1 protein-coding gene and 1 pseudogene are annotated in these 1,770 nt (G+C 51.4%); one reads left to right on the top strand and one right to left on the bottom strand.

The genetic code is table 11. The features are described from left to right. Positions 1–404 precede the first annotated feature (404 nt). Positions 405–560, top strand: a pseudogene (locus ACZ6YA_RS26035) (glutamyl-tRNA reductase); the annotation flags it as partial. 366 nt (positions 561–926) lie between these two features. Here the strand turns inward: ACZ6YA_RS26035 and ACZ6YA_RS26030 are convergent. Further along, a partial coding sequence (locus tag ACZ6YA_RS26030) for a hypothetical protein (protein WP_465900629.1) occupies positions 927–1,770 on the bottom strand: 844 nt, incomplete at its 5' end.

The raw sequence follows: 1,770 nt of genomic DNA, 5'->3' as shown, positions 1-1,770 counted from the left end.
GCTTAATAGAGAGTATAAGTTGACGGGGAATCAATCCCGGTCAGTGAAGCCAAGGCTAGGGAGTGAATGGGGATGGAGCAATAGCAAAAAGGAAGCTCGGGTGTAATTCAGAAATGGACTACAGATAGAGGAAGCTTTTCTGGTTCAGATGTTTCAAGATGTTGTTTCAGTGGAGGTCGCTGTGGGAGCGGCTTCAGCCGCGAATACCGGAGAAGCCGGTGCCAGCCACCGCGTCGCCTGCTTCGCGGCTGAAGCCGCTCCCACAGGGAGGGCGGCGCTCGGTCGCAAGGGCGCCGCCGAGCCCGCGCCGAACCCTGCCTATCACGACAATAGCGAACGGTGGTTGTTCTAAAACCTGCGAAAGAGGACAATTATCGGCTTCCCGTCACAACCCGCGACCTTGCATGGCCTTTCTTGCACTTGGTATCAACCATAAGACTGCCTCGGTAGACGTGCGCGAGCGCGTGGCGTTTACCCCAGAGCAGCTGGTCAACGCCCTGCAGCAGCTCTACCGACTGACCGCCAGCCGTAGTGAGCTGTGGTCACTGGATCACCCCTCATACACCTGGAAACAAAAAGTGGGAAAGGACGAGGGCCAGGACTAGTGATATGTGCAAGGTCAATAGCCCAATCAGCATACGCCGTTGCGGACCAGGGAAGCTCCTGATTTCCTCTGCATCGGCTAGTCCCCGCAATATGAACAGCTTCGGTACCGCCAATACTACTGATATTGAGCCTGTGCGTATTAACTTTCCTAATAGGCCAGCGTGGTTAAGTGTTTTTTTTGTGGTCAGTGATGTATTTGCAAGTAGGTAGAAGTGACTCAAAAAAAACGGTGTATCTGTGAGCGATGTAGCACTGTATGGTTAGTGCAATAAATATGAGGGGGAAAATAAATAAGTCGATTATTCCAGGTTCTATGTTCCTCATTTTATGCTTTCTCGATAGAGTATTTCTCCGAGCTGCCTGCCCTTCTCAGCACCGTATTCACCTGCATATTTGCCTCCTATGGCTCCTCCCGCGACTATGCAGACTAGAGTTCCCGATCCTGCGCTAGCCAATCCGAAAGCTGCGCACACCGCCGGGCCAGCTAATGTACCCACATAACCTCCAGCGCTCGCACCTGCAATTCCGCCCATCAATGATGACCTTTCTACGATTTTCGCTTTGATGCATTCTTCTTCTCGCCCGAGCATGCAAGCCTTTTGAATCTCCAATTCGGTAGCCCCTATTCCAAGTGCGATGCCTATATAGCTACCTCTCTTGATCAGTTTGGCAGCCTTGGCGACCCCGGAAACTTTATCCGCATAACCTGCAATCTCATTCGTATGTAGATAGCTTTTAGTAGAAATGCCGAGCAGTTTTTTTATAGGGCCTTTGTTTCGGAGGCCTGAGCCGAGCGCTGACAGTTTGGCGAGCTGCTCGTCGAGTTTTTTAAACATGATTGCGCGGTTCACATAGAATTGTTCGCGCGCTTGGTGTGTACCAGAGCCGAGGTACTGCTTGTGCAATATCTCAATCTCTAGCAATTTCATCTCTATTCCCTTCAGGTGTCTACTCCATGCGTCACTGGCGACACCTGCTCCCGTGGATGCATGCGTAAGTAAGCTTTTTAGCAGCTCGAAATTCTCCAGAAAAAACTCATCAGCCCCTTGCCCACTAAGCATCAGGCCAGTATGCGCAACCGCAGCCTTCGACATCAAAAACGCCTCCTGGCTGGTGCAGGAAGGTGTAGACCAGTCACCCATGATCACCAGTTCACCACTTTTG

The sequence above is a fragment of the Pseudomonas sp. NPDC090752 genome, from assembly GCF_055584805.1.
The sequence above is the reverse complement of the archived record's forward strand: the minus strand, read 5'-3'. Positions and strand labels throughout refer to the sequence as shown.